Raw genomic sequence first — 2,737 nt, 5'->3', positions numbered from 1 at the left:
ATAACCAGCTAGACCACGAGCCCCATGCATCGACCGGGAATTGAACCCGGGCTATTGGCTTGGAAGGCCAAAGTCATACCACTAGACCATCGATGCGAGTGAACGATCTGCCTAAATATGTTGACCGTGCAGGATATTAAATATTGGGTGGTGGGGATTCCGCTTGGGTTCAGTATCCCCTCCGCTGTGCCTCCAGGTCCTCGAGGGCGGCCACCCGCTTCTCAAGTGACGGGTGCGTGGAGAAGAGCTCCATCAGGGTGTTCCCGGAGAGAGCCGGGATGATGAAGAAGGCGTTTGCGCCCTGCACTTCCTGCTTCTTCTCGGCCGGGATGTAATCCATCCGCCCGCTGATCTTTTGAAGCGCCGATATCAGCGCCCGGGGGTTATCGGTCAGGTAGGCACTGCCCCGGTCCGCGGCAAACTCCCGGTAGCGGGAGAGCGCACGGGTGAGCAGGGTGCTCACAATCCAGACGATGATCGAGGCGATGTAGACCAGGATCAGTGCGCCCATGTTGTTGTCGCGGTTGTTGAAGAGCCCGATGAAGATCCAGTTGCGCATGATCAGGAAGGCAAGCATCGATATGAAACTCGCCATCGTCAGGGTCAGCATATCCCGGTTCTTCACGTGCGCTATCTCATGGGCGATCACCGCCTCCAACTCTTCGGGCGTGAGCATCCGCATGATCGAATCCGTCACAGCCACGACGGCATGTCTCGGGCTTCTCCCGGTCGCAAACGCGTTCGGGACCGGGGACGGCATAACCCCGACCGTCGGCTTCGGGAGGTCTGCCCTGGCGGCAAGGCGCTCAATCATCCGGTGCAACTCCGGGTACTCATCCTCTCCGACGATACGGGTGCCGGTACTCCAGAGCACGAGTTTGTCGGAGAAGAAGTACTGGATGAACGCCATCGCGGCAGCGGCGAAGAGGAGGAACCCATAACCAAATCCAAGGGCCGCGAGGATGCCCAGAAAGATCAGGTAGACTATGAGGAGCAGAAACGACGTAAGCAGCATCCTCATAGTGAGACCGAAGTCGCGCGTCCATTTCATGATAGAATTGTATTGGAGTGGATCCCCTTTAATACATATGCTGGTTTTTCCCGGGGTGGACACTCCTGAACCGGATTCCTGCGTATCCCGCACCCCGGAGGAGTGCCCTTATGTGACCGGGGCGATATAGTTAAGGATCAGATGACACTCAACGAAGTGACCATCAGCAGGGCTATTCTCGAGGAGCAGCATCAGGCGATCATCGACTACCTTGAGATGGACGCTGCCGTCGTCGGCGGTGGACCTTCAGGGCTCGCCTGCGCCGCCCTTCTTGGCGAGAAGGGAGTCAAGTGTGCACTCATCGAGAAGAAACTCAGTATCGGCGGAGGCATGTGGGGCGGCGGGATGATGTTCCAGAGGATCGTCGTCCAGGATGAGGCACGGCGGCTCCTTGACCGGTTTGGGATCACCTACCGGGAGTTCGAGCCGGGCTACTACGTCGCAAAATCGGTTGAGACGGTCTCCAAACTCACCGCGGCAGCCTGTGATGCCGGCGTCGAGTTCTTCAACCTCACCACCGTCGAAGACGTCATGATCAAGGGCGACGGCAGGGTCGGCGGCCTTGTCATCAACTGGACGCCGGTCGATATGGCCGGGCTGCACGTCGACCCGCTCACCGTGGCCTGCACCTGCACCGTCGATGCAACCGGTCATGACGCCATGGTCGCCCGGATGATCGAACGGAAGGGCGGCAGACTCCAGGTGAAGGGCGAGAGTTTCATGTGGGCCGAGCGTGCGGAGTCGCAGATCCTCGATCACACGCGGGAGGTCTTCCCGGGCCTCTTCGTTACCGGGATGGCGGCAAACGCCGTTGCCGGGGAGTGCCGCATGGGACCGATCTTCGGGGGGATGCTTCTGTCCGGGGAGCGTGCCGCAGACCTGGTCGCGGAGAGACTGGGCCGGTAACATATCAGATCATTTTTTACTGCCCCGGCAGTTACCAATAGGTATGGAAGAGATCGATCCGGAGTCCCTGGCCGAGGTCGCATACGGGATCTTTGAGATCTTCCTCGACCGCGAACTCCGTGCCCATGGTTCCTACCTGTTTGAACGTGTCGAACAGGGAACCGATTTTGAAGCCGATGTCCGTGAGATCTTCGGGCGGTTCCGGGAGGACTACCCGGCGCTCGCCGAGGCGCTTCTCCTGCGGTTCGGCGGGATAGACACGGTCTACGCAGAGATCCTGGCGGGTGAGGGCATTCTCCCCTCAAAGACGACCCGGATGTACTGGATCGTCCAGGACGAGCCGGGACCGGCAGCGAGGGGTCTTGATGATGAGCAGGTAGGAAAATGGCTCATCTTCGTCCCCCGCAGCGAAGTGGATGAGGCGTGGAGAAAGATCCGGGACGAGACGGCGCGCGGGATGCTCGGGATATCGGCGAAAGTCAGCACCGCCAAACCGAACCCCGACTCACGCGACGAGCGGGCGGTCATCTATGTCTACACCCGGGACTGGGCGGACGAGGCTGACGTGATGCGGGTCCGCGAACGGCTCCGTGACCTCGGTTTTGTGGAACGGCTCGGCTACAAACGAAACATCGAGACCTACCGGGGCGAGTACAGCGAAGAGGGCCGGAAAGTCACCTATTACAGCGCCTGAAAGGCGCGGTGGGCGGCCGGACCGGTGAAAACCACCGGGACGCACCGTTACAGGGCATCTCATGAGCCTGGACACCCCGGGTTGCC

Annotated in this window: 3 protein-coding genes and 1 tRNA gene; 2 read left to right on the top strand and 2 right to left on the bottom strand. The window is 60.2% G+C overall.

The window, feature by feature from the left end:
* Positions 1-25: 25 nt before the first annotated feature.
* Both BP858_RS04625 and htpX read right to left on the bottom strand, forming a co-directional pair.
* A tRNA-Gly gene (locus BP858_RS04625) sits at positions 26-96 on the bottom strand.
* Positions 97-169: 73 nt separating this feature from the next.
* Positions 170-1,051, bottom strand: coding sequence for a zinc metalloprotease HtpX (gene htpX / locus BP858_RS04620; protein WP_074174827.1), 882 nt, complete (start codon positions 1,049-1,051; stop codon positions 170-172).
* A 141-nt stretch (positions 1,052-1,192) separates the two neighbouring features.
* Between htpX and BP858_RS04615 the strand changes: the two genes are divergently transcribed.
* The gene (locus BP858_RS04615) at positions 1,193-1,957 is read left to right on the top strand and encodes a sulfide-dependent adenosine diphosphate thiazole synthase (protein ID WP_214166453.1); all 765 of its coding nucleotides are present in this window, start codon (positions 1,193-1,195) and stop codon (positions 1,955-1,957) included.
* Between the two features lie 43 nt (positions 1,958-2,000).
* Positions 2,001-2,651: a putative phosphothreonine lyase domain-containg protein gene (locus tag BP858_RS04610; RefSeq protein ID WP_062263815.1), complete on the top strand. Its 651-nt coding sequence runs from the start codon at positions 2,001-2,003 to the stop codon at positions 2,649-2,651.
* Positions 2,652-2,737: the final 86 nt, after the last annotated feature.

Source organism: Methanoculleus sp. UBA413, from assembly GCF_002502935.1.
Taxonomy (GTDB): Archaea; Halobacteriota; Methanomicrobia; order Methanomicrobiales; family Methanoculleaceae; genus Methanoculleus; species Methanoculleus bourgensis.
This window is presented reverse-complemented; position numbering and strand designations above follow the sequence as displayed.